Below are 17,967 nucleotides of genomic sequence, written 5' to 3' on the forward strand. Positions count from 1 at the left end.
TTGGAACATTTAGAAGAACTATGGAACAATGTCCTGGCTCAAGTTGAACAAAAAATTTCTAAACCAAGCTTCGAAACGTGGCTAAAGTCTACGAAATTACTATCTTACAATGGTAGTGGGTCCACTGTGACAATTGCTGCGCCAAATTCGTTTGCTCGAGACTGGCTTGAAAATCATTATATTCATTTGATTACAGGTATATTAACGGAGCTAACAGGCGAAGACTTGCTTATTAAATTTGTTGTTCAAAAAAACCAGGATTCGGACGATTTTGATTTGCCAGCGCCGATTATCCAAGCAAAAAATAATGAACATCATGATATTTCACCAGGTATGTTAAACCCGAAATATACTTTTGACACGTTTGTTATTGGCTCTGGTAACCGCTTTGCACATGCAGCTTCGCTAGCTGTAGCTGAAGCACCTGCTAAAGCATACAATCCATTCTTTATTTATGGGGGAGTAGGGCTAGGTAAAACGCACTTAATGCACGCTATTGGTCATTATGTATTAGAGCATAATCCAAATGCTAAAGTAGTGTACTTATCATCCGAGAAATTTACAAATGAATTTATTAACTCAATTCGTGATAACAAAGCACTTGATTTTCGCAATAAGTACCGCAACGTGGATGTACTGCTAATTGATGATATTCAATTCCTTGCTGGAAAAGAATCAACTCAAGAAGAATTTTTCCACACTTTTAATACTTTACATGAAGAATCCAAACAAATTGTTATATCAAGTGACCGACCTCCTAAGGAGATCCCAACTTTAGAAGATCGGCTCCGTTCACGTTTCGAGTGGGGGTTAATAACAGATATTGCGCCACCCGATTTGGAAACTCGTATCGCTATTTTGCGTAAAAAAGCAAAAGCAGACGGTCTAGAGGTACCAAATGAAGTAATGCTTTATATTGCGAACCAGATTGACTCCAATATTAGGGAGCTTGAAGGTGCGCTTATTCGCGTCGTTGCCTACTCATCTCTTGTAAACAAAGATATTACAGCGACATTAGCTGCCGAGGCATTGAAGGATATCATTCCAAATTCAAAACCGCGAACAGTGACAATATTAGACATTCAAAATGCAGTAGGGGAACATTTTAGTATACGTTTGGAAGATTTCGCTGCTAAAAAACGTACTAAATTAATTGCTTTTCCACGTCAAATCGCTATGTACTTATCGCGCGAGTTGACAGATTTTTCGCTGCCCAAAATTGGCGAAGAATTTGGTGGCCGCGATCATACGACTGTCATCCATGCGCACGAAAAAATATCTTCTATGTTGAAAAATGACGTTCAACTTCAACAAGATGTTAAACAAATTCGTAGTATGCTAGGCAAGTAATTGCTGTGGACAAACTAACTATTTAAACACAAACTTATACACAGTCTATCTACATGTGGATAGACTGATTTTATTCATAAAAATATACTTATCCACAAATCCACAGGGCCTATTACTATATCTTTTTATTTTATATAAATAAATAATATAAATATGTGAGGGAAAACGAATGAAATTTGATATTTTACGTGACCGTTTATTAGAAGGTTTAAATGATGTCATGAAAGCAGTAAGTTCAAAAACAACTATTCCGATTTTAACTGGTATTAAAATTGACGTAACAGAGGAAGGGATCCGCTTAACTGGTAGTGATGCTGATATAACTATTCAAACATTTATTCCAGTAGAAGAAGATGGACAACAAATTATTCACATTACAGAAACAGGTTCAATTGTTGTACAAGCACGTATGTTTAATGAAATCGTACGTAAATTACCAACAAACGATGTTGAAATTCAAGTAACACCAGGTTTCCAAACGCATATTCGTTCAGGGAAATCGGAATTCCATTTAATTGGCTCAGATGCAGCAGAGTATCCTTTATTACCAGAGCTTACAGAAGATCAAAAATTTACTATTCCTGCTGATCTCTTAAAAACAATTATCCGTGAAACAGTATTCGCTGTTGCCACTTCAGAAAGTAGACCCGTGTTGACAGGTGTAAACTGGCAGATCAAAAATGAAACATTAATCTGTGTTGCAACAGATAGTCATCGTTTGGCAAGACGTAAAGTGCAACTCGAAAATTTACCAGAAGTTGAACATAGTGTAGTAATTCCAGGGAAAAGTTTGAATGAATTAAATAAAGTACTTGAAGATTCTACAAATCTTGTCCAAATCGTTATTACAAGTCAGCAAGTATTATTTAAAACTGGTGATGTATTATTCTTCTCTCGCTTACTGGAAGGAAATTATCCTGACACAACTCGTTTAATTCCTGAAGAGTATCAAACAAATGTAACAATTAATGGTAAATCTTTATTACAAGCTATTGACCGTGCATCACTAGTTGCACGAGGAGATCGTAATAATGTTGTCCGTTTTGAAATTTTAGATAACCAAGCAGTTGAGGTTTCTTCTAATTCTCCTGAAATCGGAAAAGTACAAGAAGAAATTCCTGTGGAAGCATTAGAAGGGGAAGGTTTGAAAATCTCATTCAGTGCAAAATATATGATGGAAGCATTAAAAGCAATAGATGGACAAGACGTAGTTATTCAATTTACTGGGGCAATGAGACCGTTTATTTTACGTTCCGTTCATGATGATGCTATTTTACAATTAATTTTACCTGTACGAACTTACTAAAGAATATAAGATCTGTTAAGATAGTCGCTCATTGTGACTATCTTTTTTTACTTATGGCGTAATTTTAGGTATGATAGAGAGATAGACAGTCTGTATTCGGAGGGGAACACACTATGCAGGACATTAAAATTGATGAGGAGTTCATCACGTTAGGGCAACTTTTAAAAATTACTGATGCCATTAGTTCAGGTGGTATGGCCAAGTGGTTTTTACAAGAACATGCTGTATATGTAAACGGAGAAGTAGACGATCGTCGAGGTCGTAAATTACGTAACGGAGATATTGTAAATATTCCTGGATGTGGTCGTTTTCAAATTATAGGACCAACTGGACAATAAATTATGTATATTGAGCAAATAAAACTTACAAATTACCGTAACTATGATGCCTTAGCTTTAAACTTCTCTCCAAAAATTAATGTTTTCATTGGTGAAAATGCACAAGGAAAAACAAATGTTATGGAGTCCATCTATGTTTTAGCAATGGCTAAGTCCCATCGAACAACGAACGATAAAGAATTGATACGTTGGGATTCAGACTATGGTAAAATAGAAGGGGCCGTTAAAAAAAGGCATGGTATTTTACCGATCGAACTTACGATTACAAAGAAAGGTAAAAAGGGCAAGATAAATCATATAGAGCAAAGTCGCCTTAGTCATTATATTGGTCAAATGAATGTCGTTATGTTTGCGCCAGAGGATTTGAACGTTGTAAAGGGAAGTCCGCAAATACGTCGGCGTTTTATTGATATGGAGATTGGGCAAATTTCGCCTGTCTATTTACATGATTTATTAACCTTTCAAAAAGTTTTAAAACAACGTAACCATTTTTTAAAAATGAACCAAGGCAAGTCCATGCCAAATGATGTGATGTATGAGGTCTACAATGAACAATATATTCACGCTGCTACCCAAATTATTCGTAAAAGATTTCAATTTATGGATTTATTGCAAGAGTGGGCGGAACCCATACACGCAGGTATATCGCAAGGTAAGGAAACACTGGTTATAAAATATCGTACGGTAGCTGGTATTGAAAAAGAACACTCTACTAGTGAAATTGAAAATACTTTACATCAAAAATTAATTGAAGCGAGAGAACGTGAATTTGATAGAGGCGTGACATTAGTTGGTCCACACCGAGATGATTTACAGTTTTTAGTGAATGGCTATGATGTTCAAACTTATGGTTCACAAGGACAGCAGCGTACTACTGCATTGTCTTTAAAGCTTGCTGAAATTGAATTAATTAAACAAGAAACAAATGAAACACCCATACTACTTTTAGATGATGTTTTATCGGAACTCGATGATTATCGCCAATCGCATTTATTAAATACCATTCAGGGTGAAGTCCAAACCTTTGTTACAACCACAAGTGTGGAAGGAATTCATCATGAAACGATGGAACAGGCTCAACTGTTCCACGTGAAACAAGGTGCGATTGAAAGAAGTTAGCCAGGGTAGTTTTTTAGATTACAAAAAGAATGGTAATAGTCAGCTCGGTTGACTGTTCATTCATTTACACACAATGATGTTATGAAGGAGTAGATGAAAGCCGTGGCTATAGAGAACGAAGGTTTACAAAACCAAGCTTATGAGGCCGATCAGATACAGGTATTAGAAGGTTTAGAAGCAGTACGTAAAAGACCAGGGATGTATATCGGTTCAACTAGCTCTAAAGGGCTTCACCATTTAGTATGGGAAATTGTTGATAATAGTATCGATGAAGCACTTGCAGGATTTTGTACAGATATCAAAGTAACAATTGAAAAAGAAAACTGGATTCGTGTAGAAGATAACGGTCGTGGTATTCCAGTTAGTATTCAAGAAAAAATGGGTAAGCCTGCTGTTGAAGTTATTATGACTGTTTTACATGCTGGTGGTAAATTTGGCGGTGGAGGCTATAAAGTTTCTGGTGGTCTTCATGGAGTTGGAGCATCAGTAGTAAATGCACTTTCTGTTGAAACAATTGTTCAAGTACATCGTGAAGGTCATATCCATGAAATAAAATTTGAACGTGGAAAAACAGTTCAAGAGTTAATGGTTATCGGTGACACAGATCATAATGGTACAACAACGCGTTTTAAAGCTGACCCAGAAATATTTAAAGAAACTACTGTTTATGAATATGATATTTTAGCTCATCGTATTAGAGAATTGGCTTATTTAAATCGTGGTATTAAGATTACGATTGCTGATGAACGTGAAGAAGAGATTCGCTCAACAACATACCATTATGAAGGTGGTATTCGTTCTTATGTTGAGCATTTAAATCAATCTAAAGAGCCAATCCATGATCCAATTGATGTTCTTGGAGAGAAGGATGGCATCACAGTAGAAATTGCTATGCAATATAATGCTGGATTCTCTTCTAATATTTTTTCATTTGCTAATAACATTAATACGTATGAGGGCGGTACACATGAGTCAGGGTTTAAAACAGCCCTTACACGCGTTATTAATGACTATGCACGAAAAAGTGGATTACTAAAAGAATCTGACGCTAATCTTACAGGTGAGGATGTACGAGAAGGGTTAACAGCTATAGTTTCTGTGAAACACCCAGATCCGCAATTTGAAGGACAAACAAAAACAAAGTTAGGGAATTCAGAAGTAAGTCAAATTACCAATTCTTTGTTCTCAGATGGCTTTGAGCGTTTTATGTTAGAAAATCCAACGGTTGCACGAAAGATTGTGGAAAAAGGATTAATGGCAGCCCGTGCTCGTGTAGCTGCGAAAAAAGCACGTGAGTTTACTCGTCGTAAAAATGCCCTCGAAGTATCTAGCTTACCGGGTAAATTAGCTGACTGTTCTTCTACTAACCCAGCTGATTGTGAAATTTATATTGTTGAGGGTGATTCTGCCGGCGGTTCGGCTAAATCTGGACGTGATCGACACTTCCAAGCAATTTTACCTTTACGTGGTAAAATCCTTAACGTTGAGAAAGCTCGTTTAGATAAAATCTTATCTAATGCGGAAATCCGTGCGATGATAACAGCATTCGGCACTGGTATTGGTGAGGAGTTTAATTTAGAGAAAGCTCGTTATCATAAAATCATTATCATGACAGATGCCGATGTCGATGGGGCACATATTCGTACATTACTTTTAACATTCTTCTTCCGTTTCCTTCGACCACTTATAGAAGCAGGCTATATTTATATTGCACAGCCACCACTTTATCAAGTGAAACAAGGTAAACATATTGAGTATTGCTATGATGAAGAGACATTAAAAGAAATTTTAGAACGGCTACCAAAAATGCCAAAGCCAAATGTGCAGCGTTATAAAGGTCTTGGAGAAATGAACGCTGAGCAGCTTTGGGAAACAACAATGGATCCTGAGTACCGCACATTATTACAAGTAGAATTAGATGATGCAATTAAAGCAAACCAAGCATTTGAACGTTTAATGGGCGATGAAGTTGAACCTCGTCGTCAATTTATCGAGGAAAATGCCGTATACGCTAATTTAGATATCTAATTTTTCTTGAGAGGAGGTCTACACTTTGTCAGAACAAGAACGCTCCGGTGTTAAAGGAGTTAATATAACAGAAGAAATTGAAACATCCTTTCTTGATTATGCAATGAGTGTAATTGTATCACGTGCATTACCTGATGTACGTGATGGATTAAAACCAGTTCATCGTCGTATTTTATATGGGATGCAGGAATTAGGTAATACAGCAGATAAAGCCTACAAAAAGTCAGCACGTATCGTTGGGGATGTAATGGGTAAGTACCATCCACATGGTGACTCTTCCATCTATGATGCAATGGTACGTATGGCACAGGATTTTAGCTATCGCTACATGCTTGTTGATGGTCACGGAAACTTCGGTTCTGTTGATGGTGATGGCGCAGCAGCCATGCGTTATACAGAATCACGTATGTCTAAAATAGCAATGGAAATGCTCCGTGATATTAATAAAGATACAATTGACTATACAGATAACTATGATGGATCAGAAAAAGAACCAATAGTTTTACCAAGTCGCTATCCAAATCTTTTAGTCAACGGTGCAGCAGGGATTGCTGTAGGTATGGCAACAAATATTCCACCACATCAATTGGGCGAAACAATTGATGCTGTTATAGCACTTTCTGAAAATCCAGCCATTACGACTGAAGAGCTAATGGAAATCATTCCTGGCCCTGATTTTCCTACTGGTGGATTAATTTTAGGACGTAGTGGTATTCGTAGAGCCTATGAAACTGGTCGAGGTTCCATTATCATCCGTGCGAAAGTGGAAATTGAGCAAAAGGCAAATGGTAAGGAAACTATTCTTATTCATGAATTGCCTTACCAAGTGAATAAGGCTAAGCTTATTGAAAAAATTGCAGAGCTTGTACGTGATAAAAAAATAGATGGAATCACAAATTTACGTGATGAATCAGACCGTCGTGGTATGCGTGTAGTGATTGAAGTTCGTAAAGATGCAAATGCTAATGTTGTACTAAATAATTTATATAAACAAACAGCTATGCAATCTAGCTTCGGTATCAATATGCTATCTTTAGTAAACGGTCAGCCTAAAGTATTAGGCTTAAAAGAAATGCTATACCATTATTTAGAACACCAAAAAGTAATTATTCGTCGTCGTACAGAGTTTGATCTTCGAAAAGCTGAAGACCGCGCTCACATTTTAGAGGGCTTACGAATCGCACTCGATCATATTGATGAAATAATCGCTATTATACGTGGTTCACGTAGTGGTGAAGAAGCAAAACCTCAATTAATGGAACGCTTTAACTTATCGGAGCGTCAGGCTCAAGCTATTTTAGATATGCGCCTCGTTCGATTAAGTGGCTTAGAACGTGAAAAAATTGAAGCAGAATATCAAGAGCTTCAAGTTCTTATAGCTGAATTAAAGGCAATCTTAGCAGATGAAGAGAAAATTGTAGATATTATTCGTACTGAAATCTTAGAGTTGAAAGAACGTTTTAATGATACACGCCGTACTGAGATTACATCAGGTGGAATTGAAATGATTGAGGATGAGGATTTAATTCCTGTTGAAAACTCAGTTGTTACTTTAACACATAATGGCTATATCAAGCGTTTAGCTGCGAATACATATCGTAGTCAAAAGCGTGGTGGTCGTGGTGTACAAGGAATGGGTACAAATGAAGACGACTTTGTAGAGCATCTAATGAATACTTCTACCCACGATACAATTTTATTCTTCACGTCTAAAGGTAAAGTATTTAGAGCAAAAGGATATGAAATTCCTGAGTTCGGTCGTACTGCTAAAGGGTTACCAATCGTAAACTTGCTTAATATAGAAAAAGGCGAAAAAGTAACAGCTATGATTCGTGTTGCGTCGTTTGATGAAGATGCTTACTTTATCTTTACCACAAAAACAGGTATTACAAAACGTACCCCTGTATCACAATTTGCTAACATCCGAACAAATGGTTTAATCGCAATCAGCTTGAGAGAAGACGACGATCTTATTTCGGTACGTCTTACAGATGGAGAGAAACAAGTGATTATTGGTACTCGCGATGGTATGCTCGTTCGTTTCCAAGAAGACGACATTCGATCTATGGGCCGTACAGCTGGTGGTGTTCGAGGCATTAAGCTACGTGATGGTGATGAAGTAGTTGGCATGGAGATTGTTGAACCAGGGCAAGAAATATTAGTAGTAACTGAAAAAGGTTACGGTAAACGTACTTCTGAAGAGGACTATCGTTTACAAAGTCGTGGTGGAGTAGGACTGAAAACTATTCAGATTACAGATAAGAATGGTCCAATGGTGGCTGTAAAAACCGTCGATGGTTCTGAGGATTTAATGCTTATAACTATTAATGGTATGCTTATCCGTATGGATGTAAATGATATTTCATTAATTGGGCGCAGTACGCAAGGTGTACGTTTAATTCGACTAGGAGATGACGAATTGGTTGCAACTGTCGCTAAAGTGGAAAAAGCAGAAGAGTCTTTTGAAGACGAAGAGGAAGTCGAAGAATAATATAATCCGATGACGACATTATTGAATGTCGTCATCGGTTTTTTTACGTAAATAATGAAAAATAAGTAATTATTTTGAATTCCATGATAAAATGATAATACCTTATTTTGAAGCAAGAAATAGTGGAGAGGTGTTCATTCTGTGGAAACTATACATGTTCCAATTTCAGAGCTAGGTGTTGGCAAGGTAATTTCTGAAGATATATTTGCTAATACACAGTATCCGATTATTTTCAAAGATACAATGATTTCTTATGTACACTTGCAAGTTTTTCATGCATTTAATATTTTCACCGTCCCCGTTTATAAAAGTGAAAATGATATGCGTGTAGAAAAGAATGAAAGTGATGTCGAAGTTATAATAGAAGAACTTCCGACTTTTAGGAAAATCTATAATCATTCTGTTGAACAGTTTAAAAAAGAATTTAAAAACTGGGAAGCGGGCGCCAAGGTAGATATTGCAAAGGCCAGAACAATTATTTTACCTTTAGTAGAGATGGTACTAGAAGATCGTACTATTATTTTTGATTTAAATGAGTATTCAAATCCAAAAGACTACCTGTATCATCATTGTGTAGCAACTGGTCTGATTGCCTCAGTTATTGCTCAAAAACTTGGTTATGATAGAGGAACCACTATTCAAGTAGCCATCGGTGGTTTATTGGCTGATTGTGGTATGGCTAAAGTACATCCTCGTATCAGGGATAAGAAGACACCATTAACAGAGCAAGAATATGATGAGATATATAAACACCCGATTTATAGCCATAATATGGTGAAAGATTTGACCATTTTAAAAGAAACGATGAAAGAAGCGATCTTCCAACATCATGAACGTTTAAATGGTAGTGGATATCCGAGGAACGAAAAGATCGCCAATATTTCTATATTTGCACAAATCATTGCTGTTGCAGATGTTTTTCATGCTATGACATGTGAACGAGTATATAGAACGAAACAATCTTCATTTAAAGTAATTGAAATGATTAATGAATCTGAGTTTGGTAAATTTGATATTAAAGTAGTACGTGCATTAATTGATATTGTTGCAGATCTTCCGATAGGTACAATTGTAGAGCTTTCTAATTTAGAACGTGGGGAAGTAATGTTTGTAAATAAATTTGCCCCAACAAGACCACTTATTAAATTAATTCATTCAGGGGAAATTTTTGATTTAGGGAAAAATCGCAGTTTTTATATTTCACGTATCATAACTAATTTATAGATAGACGGGCAAACTATATTATGTGGTTTGCCTTTTTTTATTAGGTAAGAGATGTACTCTACGCAAGTGCTAATATAATTTTTTCTTAACAAACACTTCGCAATAATAGTAATCAATTAAATAGTGAGCATTTTAACCATAATTGTTTTTTGAAACATTTATATATTGTATTAAAATATTTTTGGAGAAACTGTTGACTTTGTTTTGGAATCTTGATATTATAAATGAGTCGCCAAGAGGTGACAACGAAATAAACAAAATGAACCTTGAAAACTGAACAAGCAAAACGTAATCAATAAAGTTTTAAGTAGCTAGCTTCGGTTAGTGAACAAAACAAAAATTTTGGACATCAAACATGATGCCAGCAAAACAATTTGAGCTAATCAAATTTCTTTTATGGAGAGTTTGATCCTGGCTCAGGACGAACGCTGGCGGCGTGCCTAATACATGCAAGTCGAGCGAACAGAAAAGGAGCTTGCTCCTTTGACGTTAGCGGCGGACGGGTGAGTAACACGTGGGCAACCTACCCTATAGTTTGGGATAACTCCGGGAAACCGGGGCTAATACCGAATAATCTCTTTTGCTTCATGGTAAAAGACTGAAAGACGGTTTCGGCTGTCGCTATAGGATGGGCCCGCGGCGCATTAGCTAGTTGGTGAGGTAACGGCTCACCAAGGCGACGATGCGTAGCCGACCTGAGAGGGTGATCGGCCACACTGGGACTGAGACACGGCCCAGACTCCTACGGGAGGCAGCAGTAGGGAATCTTCCACAATGGGCGAAAGCCTGATGGAGCAACGCCGCGTGAGTGAAGAAGGTTTTCGGATCGTAAAACTCTGTTGTAAGGGAAGAACAAGTACAGTAGTAACTGGCTGTACCTTGACGGTACCTTATTAGAAAGCCACGGCTAACTACGTGCCAGCAGCCGCGGTAATACGTAGGTGGCAAGCGTTGTCCGGAATTATTGGGCGTAAAGCGCGCGCAGGCGGTCCTTTAAGTCTGATGTGAAAGCCCACGGCTCAACCGTGGAGGGTCATTGGAAACTGGGGGACTTGAGTGCAGAAGAGGAAAGTGGAATTCCAAGTGTAGCGGTGAAATGCGTAGAGATTTGGAGGAACACCAGTGGCGAAGGCGACTTTCTGGTCTGTAACTGACGCTGAGGCGCGAAAGCGTGGGGAGCAAACAGGATTAGATACCCTGGTAGTCCACGCCGTAAACGATGAGTGCTAAGTGTTAGGGGGTTTCCGCCCCTTAGTGCTGCAGCTAACGCATTAAGCACTCCGCCTGGGGAGTACGGTCGCAAGACTGAAACTCAAAGGAATTGACGGGGGCCCGCACAAGCGGTGGAGCATGTGGTTTAATTCGAAGCAACGCGAAGAACCTTACCAGGTCTTGACATCCCGTTGACCACTGTAGAGATATAGTTTCCCCTTCGGGGGCAACGGTGACAGGTGGTGCATGGTTGTCGTCAGCTCGTGTCGTGAGATGTTGGGTTAAGTCCCGCAACGAGCGCAACCCTTGATCTTAGTTGCCATCATTTAGTTGGGCACTCTAAGGTGACTGCCGGTGACAAACCGGAGGAAGGTGGGGATGACGTCAAATCATCATGCCCCTTATGACCTGGGCTACACACGTGCTACAATGGACGATACAAACGGTTGCCAACTCGCGAGAGGGAGCTAATCCGATAAAGTCGTTCTCAGTTCGGATTGTAGGCTGCAACTCGCCTACATGAAGCCGGAATCGCTAGTAATCGCGGATCAGCATGCCGCGGTGAATACGTTCCCGGGCCTTGTACACACCGCCCGTCACACCACGAGAGTTTGTAACACCCGAAGTCGGTGAGGTAACCTTTTGGAGCCAGCCGCCGAAGGTGGGATAGATGATTGGGGTGAAGTCGTAACAAGGTAGCCGTATCGGAAGGTGCGGCTGGATCACCTCCTTTCTAAGGATTATTTCGGAATACAAACCTTGGGTTTGTAAGATTACGTTTTGCGTTCAGTTTTGAAGGTTTATGAAATTTAATAAAACTTCCAAGAGGGCCTATAGCTCAGCTGGTTAGAGCGCACGCCTGATAAGCGTGAGGTCGATGGTTCGAGTCCATTTAGGCCCACCATATATACCTCTTGGGGCCTTAGCTCAGCTGGGAGAGCGCCTGCCTTGCACGCAGGAGGTCAGCGGTTCGATCCCGCTAGGCTCCACCATTTTTTTGTTCTTTGAAAACTGGATAAAACGACATTGAAATTGTAACAAACACATTTATTTTTTAAGTTTTTTATAGGCTTAATAACTTGGTTAAGTTATTAAGGGCGCACGGCGAATGCCTTGGCACTAGGAGCCGAAGAAGGACGGCACTAACACCGATATGCTTCGGGGAGCTGTAAGTGAGCTTTGATCCGGAGATTTCCGAATGGGGGAACCCACTACGTTTAATCGCGTAGTATCTTGACGTGAATACATAGCGTCTTGAAGGCAGACCCAGGGAACTGAAACATCTAAGTACCTGGAGGAAGAGAAAGAAAAATCGATTCCCTGAGTAGCGGCGAGCGAAACGGGAAGAGCCCAAACCAAGAGGCTTGCCTCTTGGGGTTGTAGGACACTCTATACGGAGTTACAAAAGAGCGAGTTAGATGAAGCGACTTGGAAAGGTCCGCCAGAGCAGGTAAAAGCCCTGTAGTCGAAAGTTCGTTCTCTCCTGAGTGGATCCTGAGTACGGCGGAACACGTGAAATTCCGTCGGAATCCGGGAGGACCATCTCCCAAGGCTAAATACTACCTAGTGACCGATAGTGAACCAGTACCGTGAGGGAAAGGTGAAAAGCACCCCGGAAGGGGAGTGAAAGAGATCCTGAAACCGTGTGCCTACAAGTAGTTAGAGCCCGTTAATGGGTGATAGCGTGCCTTTTGTAGAATGAACCGGCGAGTTACGATTACGTGCGAGGTTAAGCTTTAGAAGGCGGAGCCGCAGCGAAAGCGAGTCTGAATAGGGCGAAATAGTACGTGGTCGTAGACCCGAAACCAGGTGATCTACCCATGTCCAGGGTGAAGGTGAGGTAACACTTACTGGAGGCCCGAACCCACGCACGTTGAAAAGTGCGGGGATGAGGTGTGGGTAGCGGAGAAATTCCAATCGAACTTGGAGATAGCTGGTTCTCTCCGAAATAGCTTTAGGGCTAGCCTCGTGATGAGAATACTGGAGGTAGAGCACTGTTTGGACTAGGGGGCCATCCCGGTTTACCGAATTCAGACAAACTCCGAATGCCAGATATTTATACACGGGAGTCAGACTGCGAGTGATAAGATCCGTAGTCAAAAGGGAAACAGCCCAGACCACCAGCTAAGGTCCCAAAGTAATCGTTAAGTGGAAAAGGATGTGGCGTTGCACAGACAACCAGGATGTTGGCTTAGAAGCAGCCATCATTTAAAGAGTGCGTAATAGCTCACTGGTCGAGTGACGCTGCGCCGAAAATGTATCGGGGCTAAACGATTCACCGAAGCTGTGGATTGACATCTACGATGTCAGTGGTAGGAGAGCGTTCTAAGTGCGTTGAAGTCAGATCGGAAGGACTGGTGGAGCGCTTAGAAGTGAGAATGCCGGTATGAGTAGCGAAAGACGGGTGAGAATCCCGTCCACCGTATGACTAAGGTTTCCTGAGGAAGGCTCGTCCGCTCAGGGTTAGTCGGGACCTAAGCCGAGGCCGATAGGCGTAGGCGATGGACAACAGGTTGATATTCCTGTACCACCTCCTCACCGTTTGAGAAATGGGGGGACGCAGTAGGATAGGGTAAGCGCGCCGTTGGTTGTGCGCGTCCAAGCAGTAAGGCGTGTGTGTAGGCAAATCCGCACACTGTAACGTTGAGCTGTGATGGCGAGTCCGTATGGACGAAGTTCCTGATTTCACACTGCCAAGAAAAGCCTCTATCGAGGTGAGAGGTGCCCGTACCGCAAACCGACACAGGTAGTCGAGGAGAGAATCCTAAGGTGTGCGAGAGAACTCTCGTTAAGGAACTCGGCAAAATGACCCCGTAACTTCGGGAGAAGGGGTGCTCTTGAGCGTGCAAGCGCATGAGAGCCGCAGTGAATAGGCCCAGGCGACTGTTTAGCAAAAACACAGGTCTCTGCAAAACCGTAAGGTGACGTATAGGGGCTGACGCCTGCCCGGTGCTGGAAGGTTAAGAGGAGTGGTTAGCGCAAGCGAAGCTGCGAATTGAAGCCCCAGTAAACGGCGGCCGTAACTATAACGGTCCTAAGGTAGCGAAATTCCTTGTCGGGTAAGTTCCGACCCGCACGAAAGGCGTAACGATCTGGGCACTGTCTCAACGAGAGACTCGGTGAAATTATAGTACCTGTGAAGATGCAGGTTACCCGCGACAGGACGGAAAGACCCCGTGGAGCTTTACTGTAGCCTGATATTGAATTTTGGTACAACTTGTACAGGATAGGTAGGAGCCAGAGATCTCGGAGCGCCAGCTTCGAAGGAGGCGTCGGTGGGATACTACCCTGGTTGTATTGAAATTCTAACCCATGCCCCTTAGCGGGGCAGGAGACAGTGTCAGGCGGACAGTTTGACTGGGGCGGTCGCCTCCTAAAAGGTAACGGAGGCGCCCAAAGGTTCCCTCAGAATGGTTGGAAATCATTCGTAGAGTGTAAAGGCACAAGGGAGCTTGACTGCGAGACCTACAAGTCGAGCAGGGTCGAAAGACGGGCTTAGTGATCCGGTGGTTCCGCATGGAAGGGCCATCGCTCAACGGATAAAAGCTACCCCGGGGATAACAGGCTTATCTCCCCCAAGAGTCCACATCGACGGGGAGGTTTGGCACCTCGATGTCGGCTCATCGCATCCTGGGGCTGTAGTCGGTCCCAAGGGTTGGGCTGTTCGCCCATTAAAGCGGTACGCGAGCTGGGTTCAGAACGTCGTGAGACAGTTCGGTCCCTATCCGTCGTGGGCGTAGGAAATTTGAGAGGAGCTGTCCTTAGTACGAGAGGACCGGGATGGACACACCGCTGGTGTACCAGTTGTCTTGCCAAAGGCATCGCTGGGTAGCTATGTGTGGACGGGATAAGTGCTGAAAGCATCTAAGCATGAAGCCCCCCTCAAGATGAGATTTCCCATTACGCAAGTAAGTAAGATCCCTCAAAGACGATGAGGTAGATAGGTTCGAGGTGGAAGTGTGGTGACACATGGAGCTGACGAATACTAATCGATCGAGGACTTAACCAAAAAAGTTTGAAACATTCAATGCGCCGTTTATCCAGTTTTGAAAGAATAAATCTTTCAATTAAATACAAAGTCTAGTGATGATGGCAAAGAGGTCACACCCGTTCCCATACCGAACACGGAAGTTAAGCTCTTTAGCGCCGATGGTAGTTGGGGGCTTCCCCCTGTGAGAGTAGGACGTCGCTAGGCAACAAAACAGTCAGCGCACAGCTGACTGTTTTTTTATTTTGTATCTTTTGAAAACCCCTTGCTATGCGAGGGGTTCCAAAGAGCTTCTAGCTATGGACAAGAAAAAAACCCCAGCCGTACAATGAAATCAGGTCTGGTCAACCGACTTCGTACGAAAGGGGCTCCAAATGGATAATAAAAGTTTAGCACACACGACATGGAATTGTAAGTATCACATCGTCTTTGCGCCAAAATATAGAAGGCAGATTATTTATGGACAAATCAAAGCAGATATAGGTAGAATTCTTCGCCAGTTATGTGAAAGAAAGGGAGTAGAAATCATTGAAGCTACAGCCTGTCCTGATCATATTCATATGTTGGTGAGTATTCCACCAAAAATAAGTGTTTCATCGTTTGTAGGTTATTTGAAAGGGAAGAGTAGTTTAATGATATTCGATCGGCATGCGAACCTGAAATACAAGTATGGAAATAGGAAGTTTTGGTGTCGCGGATATTATGTAGATACAGTAGGACGAAACAGAAAAATCATACAGGAATATATAAAAAATCAATTGCAAGAGGATATTCTTGAGGATCAAATGACCATGAAAGAATTCATTGATCCATTTACAGGAGAAGAAATACAAGCAAAAAAGCGAAAATAATAAAACCACTTTAGTGGTAGCGTGAAAACGGAGTGCGGTTGGCGGACCTTTCAGTGTGTCTTTAGACATGGGCCAGTACCCCAGCGTTTCACGCGTAGAGCAAACCACCAGTTAGACTGGTGGTTCTGATTGTATATTTAAAAAACCCCTTGCTATGTGAGGGGTTCCAAAGAGCTTCTAGCTATGGACAAGAAAAAAAACAGCCGAGCAATCAGGTATGTTGGTGAGTATTCGAGCAAAAATAATTGTTTCATCTTTTGTGGTTTATTTGAAAGGGAAGAGTAGCTTAATGATATTCGATCGGCATGCCAACCTGAATACAAATATGGACCAGAACCCCAGTGTTTCACGCGAGAGCAAACCACCAGTCTAACTGGTGGTTCTGATTCATTGTAATCTTAGCGAGATATAGAAGGGGTTAGTAAGCTATTAACTAAGTCGGCTAAAATTTTCAAGCCTTCAGTGAAAGAATAAAATTAGAAGTTATGAAAACCTCAGCATTTGTGGATAGTTAAACATTCTGTAACTTTTTTTAAAATTAAATAATATCAATCACCATCAGTACGTTCTTATAAGACATAGTTAATATAGATAAGGGCTGTGATTTAAATTAAATATTGTTGGGGGCTTAGGCCCTTTATTTTTGTTGTTAAAAATATGTTCTACACTAAAAATTCCCGGAACTAAAATTATTGTTGAAACTACTTTAGCATTTAAGTAGCTCTTTACATTTCTTAGAATAACGATATTTCGCCGCATATTCTTATATGATACTGTAATCGAATTTTAGCTAGACACTTGGTTAAAGTTTGCTGCTATGTACATAAGTATCGTCAATAAAGTAGAAAATTTAGTTCTATTCGTCATTCTTCATCCTTATACTATAAAGATTACATCAAAAAGGAGAGGAAATTTTGTGGATTGATGGCGTGTTTTCTGGTGGCGGTTTGAAGGGCTTTGCATTAGTAGGGGCATATCAAGTACTAGAAGCTGAACATTTTCGATTTAAACGTGTAGCTGGTACAAGTGCGGGTGCCATTTTAGCCGCCTTTATTGCGGCAGGATATAGTGGAAAAGAGATAGAAATTATGCTAGAAGAGTTAGATGTTCCTTCATTACTTGATCCAAGAAGAACAATTTTACCTTTTCCTTTTATGAAATGGGTAAATGTTTATAATCATTTAGGTCTCTATAAAGGAAAGGCGTTAGAAAAATGGTTTTTCCAAAAGCTAGCTGCAAAAGGAGTATATACTTTTGGTGATCTGCCTAAAGATTCACTTAAATTAGTAGCTTCAGATTTAACGAATGGTAGAATGATTGTTTTACCAGACGATTTGCATAAATATCAAATTGAAGCAAAGAATTTTTCAGTAGCTTGTGCGTTACGCATGAGTTGTGGTATACCTTTTTTCTTTGAACCAGTTACATTAAAGACTGGGAAGGGTGAATCGGTTATAGTGGATGGTGGTGTTTTAAGTAATTTTCCACTATGGATATTCGATGATAAAGAAGGTCGGAAAGTACGTCCGATTTTAGGTCTGAAACTGAGTAGAAGAAGAGAAGAACAATGTCCTCAAGAAATTAAGAATGGTCTAAATTTATTTGAGGCACTATTTTCAACTATGAAAGATGCACATGATGAAAGGTATATATCAAGACGACACGAAAGAGACATTATTTTTATTCCTGTAGAAGATTATAGTGCAACCCAATTTGATTTAAATGAAGAAACAAAAGAAACTCTATTAGATATAGGAAGAAACCGTACAATTCAATTTTTACGAAATTGGCCAAGATTGAGGTTGTAATTTTTTAAAAAAATAATTATAAAACTATTGACCAATGACAAATAGGGTGTTATTATATAAAAGTTGCTGTTGAGATATGCAGCTACTAAAATATAAAATAAAATAACTGTTTGACATTAAATATAAAACATGTTATTATATAAAAGTTAACTCTTACAGAAGAGTAAACAAAATGAACCTTGAAAACTGAACAAGCAAAACGTAATCAATAAAGTTTTAAGTAGCTAGTTTTGCTAGTGAACGAAACACAAT

9 protein-coding genes, 2 tRNA genes, 3 rRNA genes and 1 pseudogene are annotated in these 17,967 nt (G+C 40.3%); all 15 read left to right on the forward strand.

Features of this window, described 5'->3' with window-relative positions; genetic code table 11:
• Positions 1 to 1,350, forward strand: coding sequence for a chromosomal replication initiator protein DnaA (dnaA, locus tag NYE73_RS00005; protein WP_004233307.1), 1,350 nt, complete (start codon positions 1 to 3; stop codon positions 1,348 to 1,350).
• 169 nt (positions 1,351 to 1,519) lie between these two features.
• Positions 1,520 to 2,656 carry a DNA polymerase III subunit beta gene (dnaN, locus tag NYE73_RS00010; RefSeq protein WP_004233305.1) on the forward strand — a complete coding sequence of 379 codons (1,137 nt, stop codon included), beginning with the start codon at positions 1,520 to 1,522 and terminating at the stop codon, positions 2,654 to 2,656.
• A 113-nt stretch (positions 2,657 to 2,769) separates the two neighbouring features.
• A complete protein-coding gene (gene yaaA, locus NYE73_RS00015) occupies positions 2,770 to 2,994 on the forward strand; it encodes a S4 domain-containing protein YaaA (RefSeq protein WP_004233303.1) in 225 nt (74 codons plus the stop codon).
• A 3-nt stretch (positions 2,995 to 2,997) separates the two neighbouring features.
• The gene (recF, locus tag NYE73_RS00020; protein ID WP_048395200.1) at positions 2,998 to 4,113 is read left to right on the forward strand and encodes a DNA replication/repair protein RecF; all 1,116 of its coding nucleotides are present in this window, start codon (positions 2,998 to 3,000) and stop codon (positions 4,111 to 4,113) included.
• A gap of 93 nt (positions 4,114 to 4,206) precedes the next feature.
• Complete coding sequence (gene gyrB / locus NYE73_RS00025) at positions 4,207 to 6,141, forward strand: DNA topoisomerase (ATP-hydrolyzing) subunit B (RefSeq protein WP_048395198.1); 1,935 nt, start codon at positions 4,207 to 4,209, stop codon at positions 6,139 to 6,141.
• 25 nt (positions 6,142 to 6,166) lie between these two features.
• Positions 6,167 to 8,632, forward strand: a complete 2,466-nt coding sequence (gyrA, locus tag NYE73_RS00030) for a DNA gyrase subunit A (RefSeq protein WP_048395196.1) — start codon at positions 6,167 to 6,169, stop codon at positions 8,630 to 8,632.
• A gap of 141 nt (positions 8,633 to 8,773) precedes the next feature.
• Entirely contained in the window at positions 8,774 to 9,856 is a 1,083-nt protein-coding gene (locus NYE73_RS00035; RefSeq protein WP_103117219.1) for an HD-GYP domain-containing protein, read from the forward strand.
• 393 nt (positions 9,857 to 10,249) lie between these two features.
• Positions 10,250 to 11,801: ribosomal RNA gene (locus tag NYE73_RS00040) — 16S ribosomal RNA — on the forward strand.
• Between the two features lie 94 nt (positions 11,802 to 11,895).
• Positions 11,896 to 11,972, forward strand: a tRNA-Ile gene (locus tag NYE73_RS00045).
• Positions 11,973 to 11,984: 12 nt separating this feature from the next.
• A tRNA-Ala gene (locus NYE73_RS00050) sits at positions 11,985 to 12,060 on the forward strand.
• Between the two features lie 89 nt (positions 12,061 to 12,149).
• Positions 12,150 to 15,077: ribosomal RNA gene (locus NYE73_RS00055) — 23S ribosomal RNA — on the forward strand.
• Between the two features lie 70 nt (positions 15,078 to 15,147).
• A 5S ribosomal RNA gene (rrf, locus tag NYE73_RS00060) occupies positions 15,148 to 15,263 on the forward strand.
• The 16S, 23S and 5S rRNA genes sit together here with 2 tRNA genes alongside, the layout of an rRNA operon.
• A gap of 167 nt (positions 15,264 to 15,430) precedes the next feature.
• Positions 15,431 to 15,907, forward strand: coding sequence for an IS200/IS605 family transposase (gene tnpA, locus NYE73_RS00065; RefSeq protein ID WP_115673398.1), 477 nt, complete (start codon positions 15,431 to 15,433; stop codon positions 15,905 to 15,907).
• 217 nt (positions 15,908 to 16,124) lie between these two features.
• Positions 16,125 to 16,223, forward strand: a pseudogene (locus tag NYE73_RS00070) (IS200/IS605 family transposase); the annotation flags it as partial.
• A 598-nt stretch (positions 16,224 to 16,821) separates the two neighbouring features.
• Positions 16,822 to 17,715, forward strand: coding sequence for a patatin-like phospholipase family protein (locus NYE73_RS00075; protein WP_054548459.1), 894 nt, complete (start codon positions 16,822 to 16,824; stop codon positions 17,713 to 17,715).
• Positions 17,716 to 17,967: the final 252 nt, after the last annotated feature.

Source organism: Lysinibacillus sp. FSL K6-0102 (genome assembly GCF_038003545.1).
GTDB lineage: Bacteria > Bacillota > Bacilli > Bacillales_A > Planococcaceae > Lysinibacillus > Lysinibacillus capsici.